A 24,775-nucleotide genomic window follows, 5' to 3' on the forward strand; every position below is an offset into this window, starting at 1 on the left:
CTTTTACAGAACGCTGTGGACTTCATCGATCGACGTCTCCGCGACCCGCTTGTCCAGCACGATTTCGCCGCGCGCCATCGCCACGACGCGGTCGCAGCATTCGAAGATGTGATGCATGTTGTGGCTGATGAAGACGCCGGTGATGCCCTGCTCTTTCAGGCCACGCACGAAGCCGATCACCTTCCTCGTCTCCTTGACCGAGAGATGGTTGGTCGGCTCGTCGAGGATCATCACCTTCGACTTGAAATGCATCGCCCGGGCGATGGCGACGCCCTGCCGCTGGCCGCCCGAAAGCTCGCCGACAAGAGCATCTGGCGAACGCAGGTGCAGGTCAACATTGGCAATTGCTCTGATGCTTTCGCTGGCCATCTTCTTCTGATCGAGCAAGCCGACCCCGAGGACCGAAAACCGGGTCGGCTCGCGGCCAATGAACAGGTTCCTGGCGATCGACATGGTCGGCACCATGGAATTGTACTGGTAGATCGTCTCGATGCCCAGATCCATCGCGTCGCGCGGCTTGGCGATGCGGACTGTCCTGCCCTCGACTTTGATCTCGCCCTTGTCCGCCGTGTGGACGCCGGAGAGGATATTGATGAGGGTCGATTTGCCGGCGCCATTGTCGCCGACCAGTCCAAGCGCCTCGCCGCGGGTGAAGTCGAGTGTCACCCCCTTCAGCGCATGGACGCCGGAATACCATTTGTGAAGGTTGTGGACGGAGATGATCGCGTCGGCCATCGCTCAAGCCTCCATCTTGATGGCCTTGGCGCGCTTGCGCATCCAGGCATTGGCGACGACGGCGAATATGGTCAGGAAGCCGATGGCGAACTTGAACCAATTGGCGTCGACATGGCTGAGCACGAGGCCGTTGTCGATGACGCGGATAAGCGTCGTGCCGATGATGCCGCCCATGACGGTGCCGATTCCGCCAGCGAGCGAAGCGCCGCCGATAACGGCGGAGGCCACCGCCTGCAATTCCATGCCCTCGCCGATCGAAGGCAAGGGCGAGCCGAGCCGCAGCACCTGCAGCATGCCGGCGAAGCCGGAGAGCATCGAACAGAGCATGAAGCAGATGATCTTTACCCTGGCGGTCGGGATGCCCATCGCGGCGGCGGCCGGCGGGAAGCCCCCGGTGGCCTTGATCCAGTTGCCGAAATTCGTGCGCGAAAGCATCAGCGAGGTCAGCACCGCAATGCCGGCAAACCACAGGAAGGACATGCGGAACATGTTGCCGGGGCCGACGAAGGAGGTGAACAGCCAGTTCGGCAGATCGGCCGGGAGCAGCGGCGGAAAGCCGCCCGAGACGACGACGGTGAGCGAGCGCGCCATAAACAGCATGCCGAGCGTGGTGATGAAGCTCGGTATGGCGAAGCGGATGGTGATGTAGCCGTTGACGAAGCCGATGGCCGCGGCGACAAGCAGTCCGGCGAGCAGCGCCAGCGGGAACGGGGCGCCATGCACCATCAGCACCGCCATCGTCATCGGCATCAGCGCGAACACCGAGCCGACGGAGAGGTCGAACTCGCCGCTGATCATCAGGATGGTGACGCCGATGGCAACAAGCCCCGCCTCCGGCAGGATGCCGAGAATGCCGCGCAGGTTGTCCTGGTTGAGGAACACGCCATGCGAGCGGATCTGGAACACGACGATCAGCAGCAAGAGCAGGATCAGACCGGCCAGCTCCGGCTTCTCGAGATAGGTCTTGAACAGACGCTTCACGTCAGGCTCCAGGAATTCGAACTTCTGTTGACGCATCGGCGGCGCGCGGCCGCCGCCGATGGAAAGTCGCTCATTGGCACCGCGCAGTCAGCGCATCCCCTGGGCCGAGAGCGCCATGATCGCATCAGCCGCGTTGGGCCGCACGATGCCCTGGCCGGTGTCGATATCGGAAGGCGCCAGGCCGATCTTCTTGTTGAGATAGGCCTCCATCACCGGCATGAAGCCTTGCATGTAGGGCTGCTGGTCGACCAGTGCCTGCACGTAGCCCTTCTGCATCTGCTGCAGCACTTCCGGCACCAGGTCGAAGCCACCGAGCAGGACTTTGCCTGGCGCTACGCCGCGATCGGCCAGCACACGGGCGACGCCGGCGCACCAGAACCCGGTGTCGAAATAGGCGGTGGTGTCGGGATGGGCGTTGAGATAGGCGCCGACGCGGTCGGAGGTGATGGCAAGGTCGGTGCCGCTGTCGATGCGCTCCCACGACACGTCACGGTCGGCGTGCGCGGCCTTGTATTCTTCGAGGAACTGCATCACGCCGGCACCGCGGCTCTCGGACCAGTTCTGGCCGGGCGCCGAGATGCCGACCAGCACCTTGACCGGGCCGTCCTTCGGGAAGCTTTCCGAAATGGCCTTGGCGAGCGAATAGCCCGCCGGCTTGAAGCCCTGCCCGACGAAAGCCTGCCGCGCGTTGCCCTTGGCGCCTTCGGTGTCGTCGACATTGACGGCGATCACCAGCACGCCGGCATCGCGCGCCTCCTTGATGACGTCATCGAAGGCATGGTCGTCGACGATCGAGGTCAGCAGCGCGTCGGGCTTGGCGGCAAGGGCTGCGCGCATGTTGGCGACCTGCTGTTCGATCGAGCCCTCGGTCTGGGTGAAGACCATGTTGCAATTGGCCTCGACCTTGGCGCAGCCGTCGTCAAAGCCTTTCTTCACCGCCTGCCAGAAAGTGTTCGATGCCGATGAATGGTGCGTGAAAACGATGTTCAGCCCCTCGGCACGCGCGGCGGTCTGGGCGCCGAAAAGAGCGACGCCAAGCAGAAGTGTTGCAGTCAGTTTTTTCATTTCAATTCCTCCCTTTGGATTTTCTAGATGTCGGTCTTGTTCGAGACGCGGCGCTGGACGGTGTAGGCCTTGCCAAGGTCAGGGTTGAGCGCCAGCCCCAGGCCCGGTCCCGGCGGTATGGTGATCATGCCATTCTTCACTTCAGGCAGCGCCGTCACGAGGTCTCGGTACCAGGTACGGTAGAAGGCGCGCACGCTCTCCTGGACCAGCGCGTTGGGCGCATTGAGCGACAGATGCGTCGAGGCGGCGAGCACAACCGGACCGGTGCAGTCATGCGGCGCGACGGGCAGTCGCCAGGCCTCCGCCATCGCGGCGATCTTGCGCGCCTCCGACAAGCCGCCGCACCAGGAGATGTCGAGCATGACGATGCCGGCAGCCCCGGTTTCGAGCAGGTCGCGGAACGCCCAGCGGCTGCCCAGCGTCTCGGAGGCCGAGATCGGCGCCTGGCTGACCGCCTCATAGCGTTTCAGGTCGCCGAGGCTGTCCATGCGGATCGGGTCCTCGTGCCAGAAGGTGGCATAAGGCTTCAGCGCGCGGGCGATCTTCATGGCCGGCAGCAGCTGCCACATGGAATGGAACTCGACCATGATGTCCATCTTGTCGCCGACGGCGCGGCGGATCTTCTCGAATGGCTGCAGCGCGGATTTCAAATCTGCCGCCGAGATGTCGTTGCCACGCGTCTTTTCGGCGGCGTGATCGAACGGCCAGATCTTCATGGCCGTGATGCCGTCCTCGAGCAGTTCCTCGGCCAGCTCGCCGGCGCGGTTGAGGAAGCCGTTGAGATCGTCGTAGTCGCGCCCGGCGCCGATGCCGTAATTGGCGGTCGTCTGGCCCTTGGCGTCCTTGATGTATTCGGTGCCGGCACACGTGTTGTAGGTGCGGATGGAGCGCCGGCTGAAGCCGCCCAGAAGCTGCGCAATCGGCTGGCCGGTGACCTTGCCGAAAATGTCCCACAGCGCGATGTCGAACGCCGAATTGCCGCGCACCTCGGCGCCGCTGGAGCGGAACCCGAGATAACCAACCAGGTCGGCGGACAAAAGGTCGATTTCTAGAGGATCGCGGCCGATCACCCGGGGCGCGACATATTCGTGCAGATACGCCTCGACGGTGCGCGACAGGAAGAATGTCTCGCCGAGCCCGGTGATGCCCTCGTCGGTATGGACCTCGACCCAGAGAAGGTTGGGCCGCTCCTCGATGCGAATGGTCTCGATCGCGGTGATCTTCATGTCAGGCGATTCCCGCATCGAGGAGCGCCTTGACGCTCTTGTCGAAATGTTGCGCCATGTGCTCGGCGGCGAGGCGCGGATCGCCCTTGAGGATCGCCTCGGCTATGTCCTCGTGCCCCTTGATCATTTTGAGCTGGTCTTCGCTGGAAGAGCGTGTTCGCCAGCCGATCACCCAGGTGCGGCGCGTCACCCCGCTGAAGGCGGTGACGATCAGCGAGAAGACCGGGTTGTGCGAAGCCGCCGCGATCGCCTCGTGAAAGGCGATGTCGTGCTCCATGACGATCTCGGGGTCCTGGAAATTCTCTCGCATCAACCTGGCGGATTGCGCGATTGCAGCGGCTTCCGCATCGGTGCGGCGGAGCGCCGCGAGCGCCACCGTGCGCATCTCGATCGTGCGCCTGACATCATAGACCTGATGGACGCTGATCTGCTGCGTGGTGATGCCGTGCTCGATCACCATCGACATGGCGCCGGTATCGAGCTTGGCCACGGTGGCGCGGCGCCCGGCGCTCATGTCGATCAGGCGCATTGCCGAAAGCGATCGGAACGCTTCGCGCACGACGGTTCGCGAGACATTGAGCTGGCGTGTCATGGCCGCTTCGCTCGGCAGCGAATCGCCCGCCGCAAGGCCCGCGGTGCGGATGTGCTGAGTGATCGCCTGGATCGCCGTGCTCACTAGGCCGGGATTCGGTTCACCCGTCGTTTCCGTCGGAGCCTGCATGTTGTCCCCTCGAAACCTGTATGACAGGTTATTATTTAATTGTCGTTAGTTCATGGGAAAGATATGTGTCAAGTGCGTTTCTGGATGCGCTCGCCTGGAGGAACCGCATGCACGACATGAATGCTGGCCTGCTCTTCGATGCGCGCGACGTCGTCGGCGAGAGCCTGGTCTGGGACGACCGCCGCAACCGGCTGGTCTGGATCGACATTATCGGCCGCAGGATCCACCGGCTGGATCCGCTGACCCTGGCTCACGAGTCTTGGGAGACGCACGATCTGGTCACCTCGATCGGCCTGCGCGCCGATGGAGGCGCAATTGTCGGCCTCAGGAACGAGATTGCCTTGTGGGATTTCGGCGGGACGTTCCGAACGATTGCGACCATCGAGCCGAACAGGCCCGACATTCGGCTGAACGAGGGCGTCGTCGCGCCCGATGGCTCGTTCTGGATCGGCACGATGGCCAACAACATCGGACCCGATGATGCTCCCGTCGCCATCACGCAGGAGGCCGGACAGCTTTTTCGGGTTGCTCCGGATGGCGTCGTAACGCGCCTGTCCGACGACCGGTTCGGCATCACCAACACCATGGCATGGACACCGGACGGTCGCTTCATCACCGCCGACACAATGAAGAACGAACTCTACAGCTATGCCTGGGACAGCGGCTCTTCGCGGCTCACCAATCGGCGACTGCTTTTCGGCGACTTCCAGCGCGGTTTGCCGGACGGCTCCTGCATGGATGCCGAAGGTCACATCTGGAACTGCCGGGTCGCGGGCGGCAGCTGCATTGCCCGCATCGCGCCGGACGGCCGACTGGATCGGATTGTCGAACTGCCCTGCTCTTGGCCAACGAGCTGCGCCTTCGGCGGTGCCGATCTCGATATTCTGTTCATCACCTCGGCGCGCTTTACCATGACCGCCGAGGATCTTGAATCGCGCCGGCATGAGGGCGGCCTCTTTGCGCTCCGGCCCGGGGAGCGAGGCCAATCGATCAACCGTTTCGGTTAGAGCCTCTGCAGTGCGGCCGCGATTTGCCTTGGCGCAAGCCGTGTCTGCGTGGGGACCGAACCGGATAGCTGGAATAAACGACATGCGGCGCATTGCTGCCATTCGGTAGAACATGCGGTCAACGAGCGGCTGGGTCAGCTTCTTGAATCAATTTAGGCGAACCGCTTCGTAAGCCGTTGACGAATAACGATTATGCTATTCGCTGAGGGTCAACGTTTCCTTGGAAATCAGCATGTTAGCGGATGGTTCGCCGTTTCCTTCGTATTCTCTCTATGGCCTTGCTCGGTCATGGCGATGAAGAACTGCAGCTGACGGATGGTGAAGGCCATGGCCGGACCAAACACCGGCGCGGAAGCGAAGGAAAGCCGACGGCAGAGCTTATCCCATGACCGGAGAGCTGGCGCTCAGCCGAGCACCTGCCTGATGCGCTGCCGGCATGCGGGGCCATAGCGCAGCGCAAGCATGAAGGCCGTCTCCAGGGCCACGACAATGACAATGATGCGCAGGCCCACCGTGAACGGGTCCTGGCCGCTGCCGCGCAGCAGATAGCCGGTGGTGAGAAAGCCGGCGTTCCAGAGCGTGGCGCCGAGCAGCGTCGCGGCCGCAAAGGGTAAGGCCGGCAGACAGAGCGCGCCGGCTGCGATCGGCAGGTAATTGCGCACCGTCGGGGTGAACTGCGCCAACAGGGAGACCCGGACGTGATTGCGGCGGTAGGCTTGGCCGAGCTTGCGGTAGGTCGCATGGCGCAGGAAGACGTATCTGCCGAAGCGCTCGATCAGCCTGTCGGCACGGTCAGGTCCAATCCGGCGCCCGACCGCATACCAGACAAGGCAGCCGCTGGTGGAGGCAAGCGTCGTCACCAGCAGCAGGATCGCCAGCGTCGAACCATGCGGCGCCGCGGTCATGCCGAGGAACAGCAGCAGCACGTGCGAGGGCGGGATTGGCAGGAGCTTTTCGGTGAAGGCGAGGCAGAAGACGCCCAACAGACCGAAGCCGAGGATTGCCGCCAGCGCCCCCGTCATGCGAAGCGCCAGTCATAGATGCTGAGCGTCTTGATCCTGGCGATGCGATAGACTGTCGCCGGCGGGAAGTTGCGGAAGGTGTGGCCAACCCGCGTGACTTCTAGATCGAGCCGATCGAGCAACGACTGGTCGAACGGACATCGCCGGCCGAGCGTGAACTGATAGAGCGCGCCGCCCGGGCGAAGATTTGCGAAAACCCCTTCGAGAATGGCGAGCGTCTTGCGCGGCGAGATCAGGCGGAAGGGCAACCCGCTGACGGCGGCGCCGACCGCCGGCCCCTGGAATAGCGACAGATGGCGCAGACCGACGGCATCCATTTCGAAGACCCGGGCGGCGGGAAAGCGCCGCTTGAGCAATGCGGCAAAATCCGAATCGGACTCGATCAGCGTCAAATCCTCTTCCCTCACCCCGCGCGCCAGCAGCGCCCGGGTGAACGGGCCGGTTCCCGGACCAAGCTCCAGCACGGGGCCGGTGTCGGGACCGATATCGCGCGTCATCAATGCCGCCAGGCTGGAACTGGACGGTGTGACGGAGCCTATCCTGAACGGCGCCACCATCCACGCCATGAGAAAAGACAGAGCATCATTTGCAGACATAGCTAACCTCAATCCGGACAGCAGCGCGACAATCAGTTTGGTGCGGCCATTTGATTTCGTTTCAGCGTCGGACCCGAACCTGTTGCGCAGTCGGGTCCGACGCCTTGATGCCGGCATGGGCGGTTCCTGCCGACTGGCGCTGTTTGGCGCGACTGGATTGCATGGGCATTGCGCAATATCGCGGATGCAAAGAAAACTCTTGCCGGGTTCGATCATTCGGCTTTGCCATGTTTGCGCAATGTTGGCGCGGTAGCGCCATGGCTATGTCGTTATCAAGGATGGTGCATGCGTATCTTGATGGTCGAAGACGAACCCGAGATGGTCTCGGCGCTGCGCGCCGCGCTTGAGCGTCACGACATGGTGGTCGATCACGCCGGCACATTGCTGGAGGCGGAGGGCTTCGTTGCCGCCGACAGCTACGACGCCATCCTGCTCGACCGCCAATTGCCGGATGGCGACGGGCTGTCGCTGGTGCCCAGACTGCGCGCAGCAAAGAACACCACGCCCGTGCTGGTGCTGACGGCAAAGGGCGACACGTCGGACAAGGTCGACGGGCTGAACATGGGCGCGGACGACTATCTGGCAAAGCCTTTCGCCTTCGAGGAATTGCTGGCTCGGTTGCGCGCGCTGCTCAGGCGTCCGGTACCGATGCAGTCGCAATTCATCCGCACCGGCCATCTGGTGCTCGATGTCGGGCATCGCGAGGTGTCGATCCGTGGCGAGCCGCTCAGCCTTCCGCGCCGCGAACTCCTGGTGCTGGAAACCCTGATGCGGCGCACCGGCCGCATGGTGCAGCGCGAGGCGCTGATGGAAGCGGTGTTCGGCCTCGACGACGAGATCCAGTCCAACGCGCTCGACACTCATGTCTCGCGCCTGCGCCGAAAACTCGCCGACGGCGGCGTGACAATCAACGGCATTCGCGGCGTCGGCTACCTCCTGCGCGAGACGACATGACAATCAAGCGCCCGCGTTCGTTGAAATGGAGCCTGGTGCTGCGCATCGCGTTGCTGCAATGCGCGATGCTGACACTGATCATCGTCGGCATTCTTGGAGCCATGCTGGCCACGGGTCTCATTCCGCACGACTATGAGGACGGCACAATGGACGTGCTGGCGGATGCGGTGGCACGCGATGCCAGCGGCAAGCTGGTTCTCAACGAGACGCCGGATATGGCAAAGCTGCGATCTGGGGTTCCGGACCTCTGGTTCATCATTCGCGACAGGCAAGGGCAGCGGCTGCAGGAAGGAACGGTGCCGACCATCTTCCGGCCCTTCGCCGGACTGCTGGACACCATCAGCGATGCCCGTATCGACCAGGCGATCGGGCAAGCCGCGCCGCCCGGAGGAAAGATCCGCTGGACCGATACGGCGGCAGGCAATGTCCAGATCTTCACCGGCACCAAGGGCGGGCTTTCGCTCATGCGGCTGCTCCAACAGGCGCCGCAATTTTTCCTGCAGGGGATACTGCCGCTTGCCGGGCTGATGGCACTGGCAACGCTGTTCGCCACACCCTGGGTGGTGCGCGGTGCGCTTTCGGGCCTTGGCCATGCGGCGGCCGAGGCGGGGCGCATCGACGTCGACCAGCGCGGCGCGCAGTTGCCGCTGAAGGACGTGCCCTTGGAGGTGGCACCGCTGGTGAAGGCGGTGAATGCGGCGTTGTCGCGCCTCGACAAGGGCTATGAGCGCCACAAGCGTTTCCTGACCGACGCGGCGCATGAACTGCGAACACCGGTCGCCATCCTCAACACGCGCCTCGCCGCGCTGCCGGCGACACCGGAACGGGCGCGGCTGCTGCAGGACGCCGCGCGGCTTTCGACGCTGACCGACCAGCTGCTCGACCTGCAGCGTCTCGACCGACAGGTCACTTCTTTTGAAAAGGTCGACCTTGTGGCGATTGCGCGCAGCGTCATTGTCGACCTCGCGCCGATGGCGTTTTCGGCCGGATACGAAATGTCGTTCGAACCCGAAAGAGAAACAGTTTTCGCCTCCGGCGACCGCACCGCGATCGAACGCGTCGTGACTAATCTCGTCCAGAACGCCATCGAACATGGCGGCCGCTCGGGCAAGATCACCGTCAGCATTGCAGCTCCCGCCGTCATCGAGGTGCGGGACGAAGGCGGCGGCGTTCCACTGAGCGAGCGGGAACGCGTCTTCGAGCCCTTCTACCGGCTGCGCCCGCAGGATCACGGCGCCGGGCTCGGCCTCAACCTGGTGCAGGAGATAATGCAAGTGCATGGCGGGCGTATCGAGATCCTCGACGGCAGGCCGAACGGCGCCTGCTTTCGGATGAGTTTCCGCGCTTTGCCCGCCTAGCGCCGTTCACCGTTTGACGGAAGCGGCAAACCGCTCTAACTCTTTGTTTTGAGGCAATTCCTGACGGAAAACCTTTCACGCTTTTCCTGGAATTGCTCTAGGCATTCCCGCTGGTCCGCATGAGCGCAGGTGCGTGTTTGACATCGGCGCGAATCGTAACTGACTAAGTTACATGAAACGCAACGGCCGGCTTTCCTCGACCCTGCACATTCTCGTCCACATGGCCGAGAGGCCCCAACAGACGGCTGACCTCCGAGCAGCTTGCCACCTTCATTTACAAACAATCACCAAACGGTGTAGCCGCCGTCGATAACGAAACTCGCACCCGTCACATAACTCGATGCCGGCGATGCCAGATAGACGGCGAGGGGTCCAATCTCCTCCGGTTCGCCGGCCCGCCCCATTGGAACCTCCTCGTGATCAGCACATCAGACAAGAACTCCGATGTGCTACCGCCTTGCGGATATGAGAAGCATCATAGGCCTCTCTAATTCTTCCTCCAAAGCTGGATTTTCTCTGATTTGCTCCAGCGATGGCGCGAACTCTTCCACGGCTTTGATTGTAAATCCGGCGTGAATCAATGCGTTGAGTGTCGTACCAACGGTCCGATGATACTTGACCACTCCTTTTACAAACCAGTCGGTCCGGCGCTCGCCTTCAACAGCGTAGCGGTTCACAGGCCAGGTCTTCCGACCGTTCTCATCTTTGATCCATCGCGGGTGGGCGGCCGCCATGAAAATCGGATGCTCGATGATAAAGACGAAATCCGCTCCAGGCACGAGCGACTGATGAACCATGCGAGCGAGGCGCTCGAAATCGCGGATATAGTGAAATGTTAAGGCGCTATAAGCGAGATCAAACGCTGCTTCGGGCAACTCAAGCGTTTCGAGATCTGCGGTGCGGTAAGTGATCGCATTGTCACTCGTGTTCGCTTGTGCACGCGAGATCATGTTCTCGGACAAATCGATCCCGAGAACGGATGTCGCGCCCTGTTCGCGCATCCAGCGAGAAGCCCAGCCGAAACCACAACCAAGGTCGACGATCCGTTTGTCGGCCAAGTCAGGAAGTAGAGCGCGTATCGCGGGCCATTCGGGAGCGCCGGAGAGGCCCTGAACTTGCCTGGGAAGCTGGCTATAGCCAGAAAAGAAGTTCGGATCGTCGTAGATATTTTGTGCCATGATAACTCCATCAAAACGTGATGGGACGAGGCACAGGTCATGCGGAAAGCCTCGTCCACGAACGGCGAGGCCTAGGTATCGTTCCGCTGTCGATATTAAAACGGCCGATGTCCCGGCATCCCGCCTTCTGGGATGCCGGCGAACCGGGAGACAATATTGGTATCCTTCTCGACCATGCAGAAATGATATTATCCGGTACCGTTGGCGTCAACGCCGCATTTGGCCCTTAGGGCCGTCGAAGTTGTTTTCCGACGAAAAGTCGGTCACGTAGCCGCTTGCGATCCACCAAGGGAAACTCGCATTCTCGAACGCGGTGGCAAACCTCACAGGGAGCGGCGCGCGAACTCGGTTTTGGGCTGAAGGCCTACAGGGACGGCCATGGGAAAAAGGCGCTGAGGAACATCTCTTCGCCATTCTTGGTCGAAAGATTCATCGGCTTCCGGGATCGACTGAATCCACGCACGAGCACCGTGACGATTTCGACGAGGAGAAGGAGCGCGCGAAGCCGGTCCTGAGCATCCAGGAACTCTACGGTTTCCTGAACGTCTATTTCGCCTGCCCTCCGGCATGAGCCTTGGTTTCGGCTGTCCCGTCTGATGCGAAATCCGCACTGAGTTGATCCACCGCGCGCGCCGTGACTTCCAGGTAGCCGATCCAAAGTTCGAGCAGGTCGGAGGTGCGAGGCGCCGTTTTTTGTCGCGTTGTTGCTGCCGCGAGACGCGTCAGGTGGTCGCGATTGGCCGTCAGCCTATCATGAAGAGCCACCAGCAGCATGCGGGCCCTTTCAGGTGCCAGCAGGTCCAGAAACGCAATCCCGGCGCTCAAGTGGGTCAACTCAAAGCTGCCCAAGGCTTCCTCGAGGAGGCCAAAAAACTCCGCCTCGCCATCGTGCGTCAACGCGAAGGCAGTCCGGTCCGCGCCGCGCTCGCCGTCCTCCCGCCCGCGCTCGACAAGCTTGCCTTCCTTCTGCAACTGTCCGATTGCGTGGTAGACCGAACCCGAGCGCACCTTGGCCCAGGTTTCGACATGCCAATTGTCCAACTGGCGGCGCACGGCATAGCCATGGGCAGCGCCGAGTTCCCGGATGGCGCCATAAACCAGAAGCCGGATCACGTTCATATTATGCTCCCAATCTCGTCGATAATCTCTATGGCCAAATTTGGCTAAGCGAGCTATGGGTTTAACCAACTTTGGCTAAACGGGAGGAGTCTTATGCCCATACCGCTTGACACCGTAAAGCAGGACACCCTCGCATTGGGGTCAGATCTACACATCGACACCACCACCCCCGACTTGTTCTTTTTCAGAGGCCAGGAACGGACAATGCCCTTTGCCACGATCGTTACACGCGACAGTGACTATGACACTTTTTCCAAGCTGGACGCTGAGGGAGATTTTCGACTCAACATGGGACTCAGCCGGGGCGAATTTGAAGCGCTGTTTCCAAATCATGTGACGCGAAAGGCCCTGGACGCGTCCCAATTCGATTATGCAATTCGGGATAGTTTCTTCCCGCACCCCCACTACGGCCGCATGCGTTGGGTGAGCGTCGTCAACCCGGACATCCTATACCCGCAGTGTCTCGACTTTCTACACCACGCCTTCGAGCGGGCGCGGCGATAGGACGAGGCTGTCGCTGGATATTCATGTTCGCGTCTGATGGTCGTTGACAAGGCTTCGGTCTATGGCGACGACCTCGTAGCTTTTGAATGTTACGCGGCCCGGATTCCCGGGAATAGAACGCTGCTCCCCCTTGACCAGACCCCCGCTGAATCACCGGGAGGCGTCAGCAATCTAAGGCTCCTCCTTCTTTGCTTTGGCAAAGCCGCGATCCGTTGCGATAAACCGTTCAAGCATCGGCGCGATCAAGCGCGATGGACTGGCATTAGGCTGCCCGGTTTCGCGCCCAAGGACTTCTGCGTATTTCACCAAATCGCGGTGCAGCGGCGCCGGCAGTTCCACTGTGAGCTTAACCGGCTTGTCGTCTGCAATCGGACCGAGTTTCAGCTTGGCCATTTTCAGCCTCTGTAGGGTTCGAGCACGAGATCGCGCGTAACAACGACACGCACATTCGCGCCCGGCCGTACCGTCAGTGTCGGTGCGATGTTGAGTTGGCGCTGGACGATCTGCTGGCCCACCTGGCTGAGGCTGTCGGCGGCGCCGCCGCGCAAGGCGCGCACGAGGTCACTTTCCTGCCCGGACGAGCCGGCCTCCGCGCCAACGCTGAGCATCGTGGTAAGTGCGGCCGCCTTGAACAGCTCGGTCCAATGATAGTCGACGCCGTCCTCAAGTCCGGCATAGCCTTGGGCGTCAGAGCCAGGCTGGCGTTCAAGAACAATGGAGCGTCCGTTGGGAAAGACCAGCCTGTTCCAGACAAGCAGCACGCGCCGCTGGCCGAAGCCGACGCCGTTGTCGTACTGGCCAATGACACGCGTCCCTTGCGGGATCAGCAGCGAGCGACCTGTTGGACTGTCATAGACATTTTCAGTGACCTGGGCGGTGATCTGACCGGGCAGATCGGAACGGATACCGGTGATGAGGGCCGCCGGGATGACAGCCCCTGCCTGGAGCACGTAGGGCGACGCCGGCGGCGTGACGCGATCCGGCGCCACGGTGCGCCGATCAGTGGCCGCATTCAGAAAGCCAAGTTGACGATCTTGCGTGGTCGACTGGCCGATCTGACCGGCAAGTTCGGCGCCGCCAAGAGTCGGAGGAGAAGTTCCTGCGGTCGGGGTCTCGACCATCGCCGCCGTTGATTGCCCCGTCTGGAAGAAGACACGCGAGGTTCGGGCCGCCTCCTCTTCGGCTCGCCGGCGCTGTTCTGGCTCATCAACCATTGGTGTCGCCATGATCGGCGGCACGACGGGCTGTCCCTTGTTCTGGGCGTCTAGGATCGGCCGGCCGAGATCGCCGGGCAGCGGCGGCCCCAGAACGGGACCAGTGTAATCGCGCGGCAGGGTGGCCAGTCCGTCAGCGGGCTGCCTGTTGGACGTCGAGTAGAGCTCGTCGCCATGCCTGCTGGCTTCACTCGTCCGAAGCGCGTAGATCAGCGCGCCGCCGACGCCAAGCGATGCACATAAGCCGATACCGGCGAGCACCTTGCGCGACAGCCGCGTGACGCGCGGCGGATCGGCGCGAAGCTGCATGGGGGCAGCCGGGGTTGCGTTCTCGCTCATGATTGCTCCCCTCCCCTTTGACGAAAGGCGTTCTTTGCATTCCGCGCCGCGTTGCTGCCTGACATCCACAGACCTCTCTTCGTGGCATCGGTGCGAACGATCCTGACGGTCTGTTGCCGCTTGCCACTGCCAAGCCGCAGTTCCGCCGCGCCAAAGAGACGGTCGACGATCAGGGTGTTCTGGTAGACTCGGCTGTTGGCAATCTGGGCCTCGCCGTCCGGGCCGATGACGAAGATGGGCGGCATCTCGCCTTGCACGATTCCGCCTGGAAACTCGACATAGGCCCGCCTGCCGTCGTCATAGACGCCGACGGGCCTCCAGGGCGGCGCGTCGCCAGCGAGGCCATAGCGGTAGTTGCGTGCGGTGATGACGGGAATCACAGGTGTCGCGGGGATCGCACGCGCTTGTCCGGCCGGCGGCGCGGGATAGGCCCATGACACGGCGGGCATGTACGGCTTCTCGCCCGATTGCAGCTCGATCATGTAGCTGCGCCGGTCGGTGGTGATGACGAGATTGGTGTTGATGTCCGAGCGCGAAGGCTTGACCAGCACATGGACGCGCCTGGTGACGCCCGTTCCGCTTTCGGTGTCACCGATGATCCAGCGCGCGGTATCGCCCGCCGCGATTGGACCTTCGCCGGTCAGGCTTTCGCCAGGCTCAAGCGCAATATCCGTTATCTGTCCTGGAGCGGCATAGACCTGATAGAGGGCACCTTCACTCCAAGGATAAATCTGAATGGCGTTGTAATAGCCCTCACGACGCGGCTGGACCCGCGCCGCCGCATTGGCGTTCTCGACGCGCGCCACCGGCGTGCTGCCGGCGACACCGCCGCGGGCCGGGACCCACCCTGGTGGAACGTGCAGCGGTTTGGGCCTCTCATCGAGTGCGGCCACCGGAGCGGCGGGCAAAGGCGGCACGGACGCGTCATAGGAGATCTGAGGTGGTTTCTGCGGTGTGGCGCAACCGGCAAGCAGGGAGCCCGACAACAACGCCGCGGCAAGCGCCGACCTCCTCAGAGCCGGAGTGGCGATGACACCGAATGGCTGGTTCATTGGCTCATCTCCCGCGACCAGTTTATGGCGTTGACGTAGATCCCAAGCGGATTTGCCCGCAGCCGCTCAGCGTCGCGTGGCGGCTGGATCACGGTTGTCAAAATGGCTGTCCATCGCTCGGTGGTGGAGAGCTGGCCGTTTTCGTAGTGACGCTCGGTCCAGGCGACGCGAAAGGAGTCCGCCGAGGCACGAATGACGGACGAGACATCGACGGAGACCTGCTGCTTGCCCACCTTGGAGAAGGGGTCGTTGACACGGGCATGGTCGTTGAGTGCCGCGGCACCCCCGTCGGTGGTCCATTCATAGGCGCGCATCCAGTTCTGGCGCACGACGATCGGATCGGCCGGGATGGAGCGGACCTGCTCGATGAAACGGGCGAGATGCCACGCAATTTGCGGGTCGGTTGGCCTATAGTCCGCGGTGGCGGGCGCGAGTGCCTGCGCCTGTCCGAGCGTGTCAACCTGTACGACCCAAGGGACCACGGTCCCTCGCAGTGACTGCGAAACGAGCGTGGCGGCCAGGCCGGCCGACAGGATCAACGACCCGAAGGCCATCAAGCGCCAGTTTCTGGCCTGCACGCGAGCAGAGCCGATGCGCTCGTCCCAGACCTGCGCTGCCTTCTGGTACGGAGTCTCGGGCTGAGGTGCCTTGCCGTAGTGGGTGGCGGGCCGTCGAAAGATGTTCATGGGTCATTTGCCTTCGGAGAGAGAAACGGAACTGCCGCTGCCATGGGCGTCGCCAGCGCGGACTGCGTGGGCAGCGGTCTGTACCCCGTGCGACAGGCGCTGGGACCGCTGCATGCGCTTGGCCCAGTCGGGTGTATTTTGTGCCACTTCGCCCGGGCCGGTCGCGCGGGAGACGGAAGCGTCGCTTGCGCGTTCGGCATTGCGCCCGGCCGTCCCCGCTGTCGCGGTGTCCCCGAGCTGCGTGTCGGCGGACCGTGGGCTAGCGGAGAAGGTCGATTGCACGGATTCATGGGCACGCGCGGCGGCGCGCCTGAGCGGCGAGCCATTCTGCGAAACACCGCCGCTCCCAACGCCGCCGCCCAGGGCGGAGGCGGCAGCTGCGGTGCCGCCCGAGGCGCCTGCAATCGAGCCGCCACGCGCAATGGAGCTGCCTGCGGAGAAAGCCGCCGAGCCGCCGCTGACCGCGAGGCTTGCGGCGCCGCCGGTGGCAAGCACCATGCCGCCTGCGGCCAGCCCTGTACCGACGGCGGCACCCGCGCCGAGTTGCGGTCCGCCAGAGACGAGGCCGTTGGCAATGCCCGGGCCGAAGATGCCGAGACCAAGAAGTGACAATGCAGCCAGCACAATTGCCATAGCCTGGTCGATGGTGGGGTTTTCGCCGCCGAACCCTTGAGTGAACTCGCCGAACAGCGTCGAGCCAATGCCGATGACGACGGCCAGCACCAGCACCTTGATGCCCGATGAGATGACATTGCCAAGCACGCGTTCGGCCATGAAGGCTGTCTTGCCGAAGAGGCCAAAGGGGATCAGCACAAAGCCGGCCAGCGTCGACAGCTTGAATTCGATCAGCGTTACGAAGAGCTGCACCGCCAAGATGAAGAAGGCGAGCAAGACCAGCGACCAGGCAAACAGAAGGCAGACGATCTGGATGAAGTTTTCAAAGAAGGAGACGTAGCCCATCAAACCGGAGATCGCCTCAAGCAATGGTCGTCCCGCATCGAGGCCGGTTTGCGCCACCTTGCCGGGGTGCAGCAGGTCCTGCGCCGAGAAACCGGTTCCACTCGCCTTCAGGCCAAGACCGGAAAAACTCTCAAAGACGATTTGAGCGAGACCGTTCCAGTTGGATATGAGATAGGCGAAGACACCGACGAAGAGCGTCTTCTTGACGAGCCGCGCAAGAATGTCGTCATCAGCGCCCCAGCTCCAGAAGAGCGCGGCGAGCGTCACGTCGATGACGATCAGTGTGGTGGCGACGAAGGCGACCTCGCCGCCAAGCAGGCCGAAACCGCTGTCGATATAGCGGGTGAAAGTGGCCAGGAATTGGTCGATGACACCGGTATTGCCCATATCTAAGGGGCCTCGTGCAGGGCAGCATCTGGCGCGTCCGGCTCGACAATCGAACGCCCCGATGGCTGTTTCAGGCCGAGGAAGCGATCGCGCTGTGCGGCCCACAGCCGCGCGCATCCATCGTCACGCAGGGCAGCCTCGCCGAGGACCTGGCAGCGGCGCAGGCCGTCGCGAAGCAGGTTCGGCATCAAGCCTGCGCTTGTGTGCGCGCCTTTGCCCGCCGGGTTGTTTTCCTTCCGGCTCATACCGAGCGCGGCTGCCGTGACGGCGGCCGCGACAAAGATGACAGCCGCCGTGCGAGCAAGCGTTTTGCCGTCCATGATCTTCGACCTCAGCGGTTGAACATCTGGACCGGGCCGGCCTGGTAGCCGGGGCCAGGCGCCAGGAAACGGCGGCGTTGCTCGCGGCCCTGGTTGACCGCGGCGGCACGCTCGGCCTCGGTCAGGGCCTGGGCGCGGCCGTTGGCGGCGACAACAGCGGTCAGGTCCGCGAGCTGCTGGCCCTGGAGCGCAAGAAGCTGATTGCCAGCTTGCGTCGCCTGCAGCGCTCCGGTCGCGGACTGGCTGGCGCCGACCAGCGCCGTCATCTGCGCGCGGCCGGTCTCGATGTTTCCAACGGCGCCCGCCTGGACGCGCATGGCGTCCTGAAGGCCGCCCACCGTGTTTTGCCAGCGCGAGCGCGCGTCCGTGACGAGCTGCTGGTCGGACGCAGAAAGCGAGACGCTGCCATATTGCTGCGCAAAGGCCTTGTCGACCTGCTGGACGTCGAAGGCGATGTTTCGTGCCTGCCCGAGAAGCTGTTGCGTGCGTTGCACCGACTGTTGCAGTTGCTGCAGCGAGGACAGAGGCAGGCTGGCCAGGTTGCGCGCCTGGTTGATCAGCATCTGGGCCTGGTTCTGAAGCGAGGTGATCTGGTTTGTGATCTGCTGCAGCGAACGCGCAGCGGTCAGAACATTCTGGGAATAGTTCGATGGATCAAACACAATCAAGGCATAAGCTGGGGCAGTCATCATCGGCGAGATCGCGACCGGCCCGGCGAGCATCGCCGTGATCATGAGAAGGGCGCGCGGACGGCTTTGGCGAGCAGTCATGGTTTGGGATCCTTTCCAGGTTCAGAGACGGTGAGATTGACAATGAGATCGGCGGCCCAGCCGACGTCACGGGCATGCAGCCAAGCCGCCAGGAAGCCATCGCGGCCATACTCGGCGATGATGTTGTCGATCAGGGCCTGATCGCTCTTCGAGGAGGCGGCGCAAAGTGCCAGCCCGACCTCGGACAGGCCGAGCTCGAAGAGACGGTTGCCGCGACGGGACTGGCAGTAGTAATCGCGCTTGGGTGTCGCTCGTGCCAAGATTTCGATCTGGCGGTCGTTCAGGCCGAAGCGTCGATAGATGGCGGTAATCTGCGGCTCAACCGCACGCTCATTGGGCAACAGCAGCCGGGTTGGACAGCTTTCGATGATCGCCGGCGCGATGGCCGAATTGTCGATATCGGCAAGTGACTGGGTGGCGAAGACGACGCTGGCGTTCTTCTTGCGCAGCGTCTTCAGCCACTCGCGCAACTGCCCGGCAAACCCCTCGTCATCGAGGGCAAGCCAGCCTTCGTCGATGATGAGCAGCGTTGGACGCCCGTCGAGCCGATCGCCGATGCGATGGAACAGATAGGACAAGACAGCCGGCGCTGCTTGTGTGCCCACCAGTCCTTCGGTCTCGAACGCCTGCACGGATGCCTGGCCGAGGTGTTCGGCCTCGGCGTCGAGCAATCGGCCATGAGCGCCTCCGACACAGTATGGGTGCAATGCCTGTTTCAGGTCATTGGCTTGCAAGAGCACACTGAGCCCGGTGATGGTGCGCTCCTCGACGGGAGCCGAGGCAAGCGACGTCAGCGCTGCCCAGATATGCTCCTTTGCGTCCGGGGTGATCCGGATGCCCTCGCGCATCAGGATCGCGGCAATCCAGTCAGCCGCCCAGGCGCGCTCGTATGTGTCATGCACCCGGGCGAGCGGCTGCAGCGAAACGGAGGCGTCCACGCCTTCGGTGAGGTGCCCCCCAAGATCGTGCCAGTCGCCACCCATGGCGAGCGCAGCGGCGCGGATAGAGCCGCCGAAATCGAAGGCGAAGATCTGAGCGTTGCTGTAGCGGCAGAACTGCAGTGCCATCAGCGCGAGCAGCACCGACTTGCCGGCGCCAGTGGGGCCGACGACCAGCGTATGGCCTACATCGCCGACATGAAGAACCAACCGGAATGGGGTCGAGCCTTCGGTCTTGCCGTAAAGCAAGGGAGGACTGACCAGATGTTCGTCCCGTTCCGGCCCCGCCCACACGGCAGACAGCGGCATCATGTGGGCGAGATTGAGCGTTGAGATGGGTGGCTGACGGACATTGGCGTAGGCGTGCCCTGGCAAGGAACCGAGCCAGGCGTCGACGGCGTTGACGGTCTCGGCAATCACCGTGAAGTCGCGGCCCTGGATGACCTTCTCGACAAGCCGTAATTTCTCGTCGGCGACCCGGGGGTCGCAATCCCATATGGCGACGGTCGCGGTGACATAGGCCACGCCCGCCATGTCGGCGCCGAGTTCCTGCAGCGCGGTGTCGGCGTCGGCGGCCTTGTTGGCGGCGTCGGTGTCGAGGAGGGCTGACGCTTCGTTGGTCATCACCTCCTTCAGGATTGAGGCGATGCTCTTTCGCTTGGCAAACCATTGCCGCCTTATCCTGGTCAACAGGCGGACGGCATCGACCTTGTGGAGCAGGATCGCGCGGGTCGACCAGCGGTAGGGGAAGGCCAGCCGATTGAGGTCATCGAGCAGGCCGGGCGTCGTGGCGGTCGGGAAGCCAACAATCGAGAGCACGCGAAGATGCTTGTCGCCAAGCCGCGGCTCGAGTCCGCCAGCGAGCGGTTCATCGGCCAACAGGGCATCGAGATAGATCGGCGTCTCGGGGACGCGCACCTTATGGCGTTTGGTCGAAATCGTCGAATGCAGGTAGGTGAGCGTTTCGCCGTCGTCGAGCCAGTGGCATTCCGGCATGAACCCGTCGAGCAGGGCCAGCACGCGCTCTGTCCGGTCGACAAAGGCGCGTACGATCTCGCCCGGATCTGCGTCCGACGGGTCGCGCCCCTCATAAAGCCACCCCTCGGCGCGCGTGGCGTCTTGCGACGGTGGCAGGAACAGGAATGTGAGAAAGTAGCTCGATACGAAATGAACCCCCGCCTCGTCGAAGTCGGCTTTGCGCTCGGCATCGAGCAGGCGGGAGGCCGGATCGGGAAATTGGCTCTGGGGATAGGAGGCGGCTTCGTGCCGCTGCGCTTCAACGAAGATGCACCAGCCCGAGCCGAGACGACGAAAGGCATTGTTGATGCGCGATGCCACGGCGACAAGTTCCGCCGCGACGGCGGAGTCGAGATCGGGCCCGCGAAAGCTGGCGGTGCGCTGAACGCTGCCATCTTTGTTGAGCACGACACCGGGCGCGACGAGAGCGACCCAAGGCAGATAGTCGGCAAGTCGAGCAGCGGTCCGGCGGTATTCGTAAAGGCCCATCATCGCGGCGCCCTCAAACCGACAAATGCCCAGGCAGCCGCAGGTGCCTGCGTCCAACCTCGAAAAAGAGCGGATCGCGCCTGACGGACCAAACCGCCGTAGCATGCCCGATTGCCCAGATGAGCAGGCCGACCAGCCAGAGCCGCAGCCCAAGACCGACGGCGCCCGCAAGCGTGCCGTTCAGGATCGCGATTGCGCGCGGCGCGCCGCCGAGCAGGATCTGCTCGGTCAGCGCTCGATGGACAGGCACCGTCCACCCCGGCACCGCGTCGAGTTGTTCGAGAACGGTCGTCATCAGATCAACGCCCCGCCACCGAAGGAGAAGAACGACAGGAAGAAGCTCGACGCCGCAAAGGCGATCGAGAGACCAAAAACGATCTGGATGAGCCGCCTGAAACCGCCCGAACTGTCTCCGAAGGCCAGCGTTAGTCCGGTGACGATGATGAGGATGACGGCCATGATCTTGGAGACCGGTCCCTCGACCGACTGCAGGATCTTTTCGAGCGGCTGTTCCCATGGCATCGATGAGCCCGAGGCATGGGCGAACGGGACGACCATGAGATCGAAGCCAATGGCGGCGCTGGCCGCGGCCAGGCTGGCGCGGCAGCGCGAAAGCAGGCGGATCATGAGCTTTCTCCTGTGTTGATCGGGGTGGCTTCAGCAATGTGATAGTCGCCGTCGCGGCCAAGACCCTCGACCGTGACCAGCTCGACAAGCCGACGCGCGGCGCCGCGCCCGGCAAGCACGGCGACAAGGCCGATCGTGTCGGCGATCAGCGCACGCGGCACGGTGACGACAGCCTCCTGGATAAGCTGCTCAAGGCGGCGCAGGGCGCCGATACCGGAGCCGGCATGAAGGGTGCCGATTCCGCCCGGATGCCCGGTCCCCCAGGCCTTCAGAAGGTCCAACGCTTCGGCGCCGCGCACCTCGCCGATGGGAATGCGATCGGGCCGCAAGCGCAGCGAGGATCGAACCAGGTCGGAGAGCGTGGCGACGCCATCCTTGGTGCGCATCGCGACGAGGTTGGGCGCGGCGCATTGCAATTCGCGAGTGTCCTCGATGATGACGACCCGATCCATTCCCTTTGCCACTTCGGCGAGCAGCGCGTTGGTGAGCGTCGTCTTGCCCGTCGACGTGCCGCCGGCGACGAGAATGTTCACGCGGCCAGCAACCGCGGCCCGCAATATCGCGGCCTGGCCAGCCGACATGGTGCCCGCCGCGACGTAGTCTTCGAGCGTGAACACGGCGACGGCGGGCTTGCGGATCGCGAAGGCTGGCGCGGCGACGACGGGCGGCAACAAGCCCTCGAAACGCTCGCCGGTTTGCGGCAACTCGGCCGAGACGCGCGGGGAACGGGAATGGATCTCAGCGCCGACATGATGGGCGACCAGACGCACAATGCGCTCGCCGGCGGCGGGCGCCAGCATTTCCCCCGTGTCGGCCAAACCGTCCGAGAGCCGGTCGACCCAGATGCGGCCGTCCGGGTTGAGCATTACCTCGACGATGGCGGGGTCGTCGAGAAACCGGGCGATGGCGGGTCCGAGCGCGGTGCGCAGCATACGCGAGCTGCGCGCGCGTCCTTCGGTATCGTTGTGCGAATTGGCCATCCTGTCCCCGTTCGGGCCGGGAACACGTTCAACGACGCCCGGTCGGGGATGATCAAAAGAGGCCTGCGGCAGTCCGATTCAACGGGTTTCAGCCGCCGTCGTAGCGTAGCGTGCAATCACCTGCCAACGGCGGCGCCGAAGCCCGCCACGCTTCGGCCAGCCCGGCGAGCCCGTCCTACTTTGCAACATATGTATTTACGCAATAATTTGTACATGTTTATTGACAGACGATTCTCACCGGGTTTATGAGACGGCATCGATCATCCGTAGAGGGCGATCGTCCTTTTCACGGTGCGAAGGATTGCCATGAGATCGGATCCGGAGGACGCGATTTTCCAGGGCAGAGACGCCTTCCTCAAATGCGCCGAAATGAGACCGTGGACGCCCGCCTCAGAAAAAAGCCGTGGTGCCTCGTGAGCATGCTCGACATCTGGCTTGGCATAATGCAGGGGGTGGGTATTACCGCAGAGGTCACGGCCTATGGCCTGATCTTTGCCGTCCCCTTTGCGCTTGTCTTCGGCGTCGCACAGTTTCTGACCACCGGCATGACCCGCTTTCTGGTTACCGCCGTAATTGAATTCTGGCGCAGCTCCGCGGTCGTCATCCTGCTCTTCTTTTTTTATTACGTGCTGCCTGTGATGGGGGTCGCTCTGTCGGCGCTGACCGTTAGTGCACTGGTGCTCGGTCTCAACACGGGCGGCTATGCCAGCCAGGCGGTTCGTGCCGGGCTCCAGTCTCTTCCCGCCGGCCAACGCGAGGCGGGCATGGCGCTCGGCCTCTCGCGCCCGGCGATCCTGCTCCTGATCGAGCTGCCGCAGGCGCTGGTCGCGATGAGCCCGACCTTCGTCAACAACCTTATCCAGCTCGTTAAGGCGACTTCCCTCGTCTCGTTGGTCACTTTGACCGACATGACCTTCCGAGCCAAGGAAATCGCGCAGACCAACTACGACCCCGTCGCGATCTATTCGGCGTTGCTGCTGGCCTTCTTCGTTGTCTGTTACCCGATCGCACTTGCCGGCCGCTGGCTCGAGGCGCGGGTCAACCCTGAAAGGGGAGCGCCGCGTGGGATTTAACGTCGATTTCGCACTATCGACCGTCCCGATGATCATCGGGGCGATCGGAACGACCCTGCTCGCAACGGTCTTGAGTTGCCTCGGTGCTTCGGCGCTTGGCTTCATTTTCGAAATGATCCGCCGCGGGGGCGGAGTGACTGGCCTCGCCGTCCGCTTCCTGATCGACTTCATCCGCTCGACACCGGTTCTGGCTTGGCTCTATTTCCTGTATTTCGTCCTGCCCTTCTACGGCATCCGGCTTGGCGCCATGGCGGTCGGCATACTGGGGCTGAGCCTGTACTACAGCGGCTATCTGGCGGAGGTGTTCAAAGCCGGCATCGACGCGATCCCGAAAGGCCAGCAGGAAGCGGCCAGGGCCTTGTCGCTCACCCGCCGCGACACGGTCGTTTTCGTCATCGCGCCGCAAATGTTGCGCAACGTCGCCGCACCATTGGGCAACTATCTCGTTTCGATCCTCAAGGCGACGCCCTATCTCGCAATCCTGGCCGTGCCCGAAATGCTCGGACGGGCCTTTGATATCGCTTCCGAGACCTATCGATACGCAGAGCCGCTGACCGTTGCCGGCATTGTGTTTCTCGCCTTGGCGCTGCTCATTGCTTATGGTGTGAAGCGCATCGAGCAGCGCCTGCTTGCAGTTGGACGCCGCTGATGCTCGCTCAAGCCCCACATCCAATCCTGGCCGTCCAATCCATCCCTCATGTCCGGATCGACGGCCTCAACAAGTGGTTCGGCGCCCTCCACGTTTTGAAAGACATCGATCTTTCGGTACGAGCTGGCGCACGCATCGTCGTTTGCGGACCCTCCGGCTCCGGCAAGTCAACCTTGATCCGCTGCATCAACGGTCTCGAGCCTTTCCAAGAGGGAATGATTCAGTTCGAAACGGCAACTCTGGACAAAGATGGTCGCGATACCACCAAGGCGCGCCGGCAGACGGGCATGGTGTTTCAGAGTTTCAACCTCTTTCCGCATCTCACCGTGCTCGCCAACTGCACGCTGGCGCTGCGCCGGGTTCTTCTGAAACCGGCACGGGAGGCCGAAGAGATCGCCATGCAACATCTGACAGCGGTGCGCATCCCCGAAAAAGCGCAGGCCTACCCGGCTCAGCTCTCGGGCGGTCAACAACAACGGGTGGCGATCGCGCGCGCGCTTTGCCTCAATCCCCGCATCATGCTGTTCGACGAACCCACTTCGGCGCTCGACCCGGAAATGATCAAGGAAGTCCTCGACGTCATGGTCGCGCTCGCAAAAGCCGGCATGACCATGGTTTGCGTGACGCATGAAATGGGTTTCGCACGCGAAGTCGCCGACGAGATCGTTTTCATGGACGAAGGCCGCATCGTCGAGCATGCCTCGTCGAAAGACTTTTTCTCAACAGCCGCTCACCCACGCGCCCGGTTGTTTCTGGATACCATCCTGATCCATTGAGCGGATGTGTCCGGACGCTGCGTGCCGGCAAT

General features: G+C 62.9%; 27 protein-coding genes and 1 pseudogene. 7 read left to right on the plus strand and 21 right to left on the minus strand.

The window, feature by feature from the left end:
• Nucleotides 1–3: 3 nt before the first annotated feature.
• The 5 genes from LB568_RS06360 to LB568_RS06380 form a co-directional block, all read right to left on the minus strand.
• Nucleotides 4–735, minus strand: coding sequence for an ATP-binding cassette domain-containing protein (locus LB568_RS06360; protein WP_140572091.1), 732 nt, complete (start codon nucleotides 733–735; stop codon nucleotides 4–6).
• A gap of 3 nt (nucleotides 736–738) precedes the next feature.
• The gene (locus tag LB568_RS06365; RefSeq protein WP_140572090.1) at nucleotides 739–1,716 is read right to left on the minus strand and encodes an ABC transporter permease; all 978 of its coding nucleotides are present in this window, start codon (nucleotides 1,714–1,716) and stop codon (nucleotides 739–741) included.
• 87 nt (nucleotides 1,717–1,803) lie between these two features.
• Nucleotides 1,804–2,781, minus strand: coding sequence for a sugar ABC transporter substrate-binding protein (locus LB568_RS06370; RefSeq protein WP_140572089.1), 978 nt, complete (start codon nucleotides 2,779–2,781; stop codon nucleotides 1,804–1,806).
• Nucleotides 2,782–2,804: 23 nt separating this feature from the next.
• Entirely contained in the window at nucleotides 2,805–4,007 is a 1,203-nt protein-coding gene (locus LB568_RS06375) for a mandelate racemase/muconate lactonizing enzyme family protein (protein WP_224729622.1), read from the minus strand.
• A 1-nt stretch (nucleotide 4,008) separates the two neighbouring features.
• Complete coding sequence (locus LB568_RS06380; protein WP_224729623.1) at nucleotides 4,009–4,728, minus strand: FadR/GntR family transcriptional regulator; 720 nt, start codon at nucleotides 4,726–4,728, stop codon at nucleotides 4,009–4,011.
• 107 nt (nucleotides 4,729–4,835) lie between these two features.
• On the opposite strand from LB568_RS06380, the gene LB568_RS06385 reads away from it, so the two are divergent.
• Complete coding sequence (locus LB568_RS06385; protein ID WP_224729624.1) at nucleotides 4,836–5,735, plus strand: SMP-30/gluconolactonase/LRE family protein; 900 nt, start codon at nucleotides 4,836–4,838, stop codon at nucleotides 5,733–5,735.
• Nucleotides 5,736–6,139: 404 nt separating this feature from the next.
• On the opposite strand, the gene LB568_RS06390 is transcribed toward LB568_RS06385, so the two are convergent.
• Nucleotides 6,140–6,757, minus strand: coding sequence for a DedA family protein (locus LB568_RS06390; protein WP_013894003.1), 618 nt, complete (start codon nucleotides 6,755–6,757; stop codon nucleotides 6,140–6,142).
• Nucleotides 6,754–7,353: a class I SAM-dependent methyltransferase gene (locus LB568_RS06395; RefSeq protein ID WP_041164125.1), complete on the minus strand. Its 600-nt coding sequence runs from the start codon at nucleotides 7,351–7,353 to the stop codon at nucleotides 6,754–6,756. The genes LB568_RS06390 and LB568_RS06395 overlap by 4 nt, the downstream gene beginning before the upstream one ends.
• Nucleotides 7,354–7,638: 285 nt before the next feature.
• On the opposite strand from LB568_RS06395, the gene LB568_RS06400 reads away from it, so the two are divergent.
• Together LB568_RS06400 and LB568_RS06405 are read left to right on the plus strand one after the other, a co-directional pair.
• Nucleotides 7,639–8,307 carry a response regulator transcription factor gene (locus LB568_RS06400; RefSeq protein WP_140572084.1) on the plus strand — a complete coding sequence of 223 codons (669 nt, stop codon included), beginning with the start codon at nucleotides 7,639–7,641 and terminating at the stop codon, nucleotides 8,305–8,307.
• Entirely contained in the window at nucleotides 8,304–9,665 is a 1,362-nt protein-coding gene (locus LB568_RS06405; protein WP_224729625.1) for a sensor histidine kinase, read from the plus strand. Before LB568_RS06400 ends, LB568_RS06405 begins: the two co-directional genes overlap by 4 nt.
• 284 nt (nucleotides 9,666–9,949) lie before the next feature.
• Here the strand turns inward: LB568_RS06405 and LB568_RS06410 are convergent.
• The 3 genes and pseudogenes from LB568_RS06410 to LB568_RS06420 all read right to left on the minus strand — a co-directional run.
• Nucleotides 9,950–10,072: pseudogene (locus tag LB568_RS06410) on the minus strand (SDR family oxidoreductase); the annotation flags it as partial.
• Nucleotides 10,073–10,114: 42 nt separating this feature from the next.
• On the minus strand, nucleotides 10,115–10,843 hold the full coding sequence (locus tag LB568_RS06415; RefSeq protein WP_140572082.1) for a class I SAM-dependent methyltransferase: 729 nt from the start codon (nucleotides 10,841–10,843) through the stop codon (nucleotides 10,115–10,117).
• Between the two features lie 546 nt (nucleotides 10,844–11,389).
• The gene (locus LB568_RS06420; RefSeq protein ID WP_013893999.1) at nucleotides 11,390–11,962 is read right to left on the minus strand and encodes a PadR family transcriptional regulator; all 573 of its coding nucleotides are present in this window, start codon (nucleotides 11,960–11,962) and stop codon (nucleotides 11,390–11,392) included.
• Nucleotides 11,963–12,055: 93 nt separating this feature from the next.
• Between LB568_RS06420 and LB568_RS06425 the strand changes: the two genes are divergently transcribed.
• On the plus strand, nucleotides 12,056–12,466 hold the full coding sequence (locus tag LB568_RS06425) for a DUF6194 family protein (RefSeq protein ID WP_224729626.1): 411 nt from the start codon (nucleotides 12,056–12,058) through the stop codon (nucleotides 12,464–12,466).
• 171 nt (nucleotides 12,467–12,637) lie between these two features.
• Here LB568_RS06425 and LB568_RS06430 read toward each other — a convergent pair whose 3' ends face one another.
• The 11 genes from LB568_RS06430 to trbB are packed head-to-tail and all read right to left on the minus strand — an operon-like array spanning nucleotide 12,638 to nucleotide 22,245.
• Nucleotides 12,638–12,859: a DUF2274 domain-containing protein gene (locus tag LB568_RS06430; protein ID WP_013893997.1), complete on the minus strand. Its 222-nt coding sequence runs from the start codon at nucleotides 12,857–12,859 to the stop codon at nucleotides 12,638–12,640.
• A gap of 2 nt (nucleotides 12,860–12,861) precedes the next feature.
• Complete coding sequence (locus LB568_RS06435) at nucleotides 12,862–14,019, minus strand: TrbI/VirB10 family protein (protein ID WP_140572081.1); 1,158 nt, start codon at nucleotides 14,017–14,019, stop codon at nucleotides 12,862–12,864.
• Nucleotides 14,016–15,071 carry a P-type conjugative transfer protein TrbG gene (trbG, locus tag LB568_RS06440; RefSeq protein WP_224729627.1) on the minus strand — a complete coding sequence of 352 codons (1,056 nt, stop codon included), beginning with the start codon at nucleotides 15,069–15,071 and terminating at the stop codon, nucleotides 14,016–14,018. Before trbG ends, LB568_RS06435 begins: the two co-directional genes overlap by 4 nt.
• The gene (trbF, locus tag LB568_RS06445) at nucleotides 15,068–15,757 is read right to left on the minus strand and encodes a conjugal transfer protein TrbF (protein ID WP_013893994.1); all 690 of its coding nucleotides are present in this window, start codon (nucleotides 15,755–15,757) and stop codon (nucleotides 15,068–15,070) included. The genes trbG and trbF overlap by 4 nt, the downstream gene beginning before the upstream one ends.
• 3 nt (nucleotides 15,758–15,760) lie before the next feature.
• A complete protein-coding gene (gene trbL, locus LB568_RS06450) occupies nucleotides 15,761–17,104 on the minus strand; it encodes a P-type conjugative transfer protein TrbL (RefSeq protein ID WP_224729628.1) in 1,344 nt (447 codons plus the stop codon).
• 2 nt (nucleotides 17,105–17,106) lie between these two features.
• The gene (gene trbK-alt, locus LB568_RS06455) at nucleotides 17,107–17,424 is read right to left on the minus strand and encodes a putative entry exclusion protein TrbK-alt (RefSeq protein ID WP_224729629.1); all 318 of its coding nucleotides are present in this window, start codon (nucleotides 17,422–17,424) and stop codon (nucleotides 17,107–17,109) included.
• An 11-nt stretch (nucleotides 17,425–17,435) separates the two neighbouring features.
• Nucleotides 17,436–18,194: a P-type conjugative transfer protein TrbJ gene (trbJ, locus tag LB568_RS06460; protein ID WP_224729630.1), complete on the minus strand. Its 759-nt coding sequence runs from the start codon at nucleotides 18,192–18,194 to the stop codon at nucleotides 17,436–17,438.
• Nucleotides 18,191–20,641 carry a conjugal transfer protein TrbE gene (trbE, locus tag LB568_RS06465; protein WP_224729631.1) on the minus strand — a complete coding sequence of 817 codons (2,451 nt, stop codon included), beginning with the start codon at nucleotides 20,639–20,641 and terminating at the stop codon, nucleotides 18,191–18,193. Before trbE ends, trbJ begins: the two co-directional genes overlap by 4 nt.
• Before the next feature lie 10 nt (nucleotides 20,642–20,651).
• On the minus strand, nucleotides 20,652–20,933 hold the full coding sequence (locus LB568_RS06470) for a VirB3 family type IV secretion system protein (RefSeq protein ID WP_224729632.1): 282 nt from the start codon (nucleotides 20,931–20,933) through the stop codon (nucleotides 20,652–20,654).
• A complete protein-coding gene (locus LB568_RS06475; protein WP_224729633.1) occupies nucleotides 20,933–21,265 on the minus strand; it encodes a TrbC/VirB2 family protein in 333 nt (110 codons plus the stop codon). Before LB568_RS06475 ends, LB568_RS06470 begins: the two co-directional genes overlap by 1 nt.
• Nucleotides 21,262–22,245 carry a P-type conjugative transfer ATPase TrbB gene (gene trbB, locus LB568_RS06480; RefSeq protein ID WP_224729634.1) on the minus strand — a complete coding sequence of 328 codons (984 nt, stop codon included), beginning with the start codon at nucleotides 22,243–22,245 and terminating at the stop codon, nucleotides 21,262–21,264. Before trbB ends, LB568_RS06475 begins: the two co-directional genes overlap by 4 nt.
• A 359-nt stretch (nucleotides 22,246–22,604) precedes the next feature.
• Between trbB and LB568_RS06485 the strand changes: the two genes are divergently transcribed.
• Genes LB568_RS06485 through LB568_RS06495 form a run of 3 tightly spaced genes read left to right on the plus strand, consistent with a single transcriptional unit; the run spans nucleotide 22,605 to nucleotide 24,743 of the window.
• The gene (locus tag LB568_RS06485) at nucleotides 22,605–23,318 is read left to right on the plus strand and encodes an amino acid ABC transporter permease (RefSeq protein WP_013893985.1); all 714 of its coding nucleotides are present in this window, start codon (nucleotides 22,605–22,607) and stop codon (nucleotides 23,316–23,318) included.
• A complete protein-coding gene (locus tag LB568_RS06490; protein WP_224729636.1) occupies nucleotides 23,308–23,967 on the plus strand; it encodes an amino acid ABC transporter permease in 660 nt (219 codons plus the stop codon). The genes LB568_RS06485 and LB568_RS06490 overlap by 11 nt, the downstream gene beginning before the upstream one ends.
• Nucleotides 23,967–24,743, plus strand: coding sequence for an amino acid ABC transporter ATP-binding protein (locus LB568_RS06495; protein WP_224729637.1), 777 nt, complete (start codon nucleotides 23,967–23,969; stop codon nucleotides 24,741–24,743). Before LB568_RS06490 ends, LB568_RS06495 begins: the two co-directional genes overlap by 1 nt.
• Nucleotides 24,744–24,775: the final 32 nt, after the last annotated feature.

It is taken from the genome of Mesorhizobium sp. B263B2A, from assembly GCF_020165775.1.
Taxonomy (GTDB): Bacteria; Pseudomonadota; Alphaproteobacteria; order Rhizobiales; family Rhizobiaceae; genus Mesorhizobium; species Mesorhizobium opportunistum.